The sequence below is a fragment of the Micromonospora sp. M51 genome, assembly GCF_018070305.1.
Lineage (GTDB): Bacteria > Actinomycetota > Actinomycetes > Mycobacteriales > Micromonosporaceae > Micromonospora > Micromonospora parva.
In genome coordinates, this window is sequence record NZ_JAGPXZ010001210.1 from 1 (window position 1) to 1,135 (window position 1,135).

Below are 1,135 nucleotides of genomic sequence, written 5' to 3' on the forward strand. Positions count from 1 at the left end.
GGTCTACACCCAGCTGTGGCGACTCACCGGCGACCCGCTGGCCCGCCGGGTGGCCCGGGACACCGCCCGGTTCCTCGCCGACGAGCTGCACCGGCCGGGGCAGGGGTTCGCGTCCGCCCTGGACGCCGACACCGAGGGCGTCGCAGGGCTCACCTACGCCTGGTCTCCCACACAACTCGTCGAGGCGTTGGGCGAGGAGGACGGCCGGTTCGCCGCCGACCTGTTCACCGTCACCGACGAGGGGACCTTTGAACACGGCATGAGCGTGCTGCGGCTCGCCCGGGACGTGGACGATGCCGCACCCGAGGTGCGTGCCCGCTGGCAGCAGGTGGTCGGACGGCTGCTCGCCGCCCGGGACACCCGCCCGCAGCCGGCCCTCGACGACAAGGTGGTGGCCGCCTGGAACGGCCTGGCGATCACCGCTCTCGCCGAGTTCCAGCAGGTCGCCGCCGGGAACGTGTCCCCGCAGGACGAGGACGCCAACCTGATGGACGGCATCACCATCGTCGCCGACGGGGCGATGCGCCAGGCCGCCGAGCACCTGGCCACCGTGCACCTGGTGGACGGCCGGCTGCGCCGGGTCTCCCGGGACGGCAAGGTCGGCGAGCCGGCCGGTGTCCTGGAGGACTACGGCTGCGTGGCCGAGGCCTTCTGCGCCCTGCACCAGCTCACCGGCGAGGGCCGCTGGCTCACCGTGGCCGGCGAGCTGCTGGACACCGCCCTGGCGCGCTTCGCCGCCCCCGGTGGGGCCTTCTACGACACCGCCGACGACGCGGAACGGCTCGTCGCCCGCCCGGCCGACCCGACCGACAACGCCACCCCGTCGGGCCGGTCGGCGTTGATCGCCGGGCTGGTGGCGTACTCGGCGCTGACCGGGGAGACGCGTTACCGGGAGGCAGCCGAAGCGGCCCTCGGCACTGTCGCGCCGATCGTCGGGCAGCACCCCCGGTTCACCGGGTACGCGGCCATGGTCGGCGAGGCGTTGCTCTCCGGGCCGTACGAGATCGCCGTGGTCACCGACGACCCGGCCGGCGATCCGCTGGTGACCGCCGCCCGCCGGCATGCCCCACCCGGAGCGGTGGTCGTCGCCGGGCGGCCGGACCAGCCGGGTGTGCCGCTGCTCGCCGACCGTCCG

General features: G+C 75.1%; 1 pseudogene. It reads left to right on the top strand.

From position 1 onward, the window contains the following. Window positions 1-1,135 (top strand): annotated as a pseudogene (locus KBX53_RS33760) (thioredoxin domain-containing protein); the annotation flags it as partial.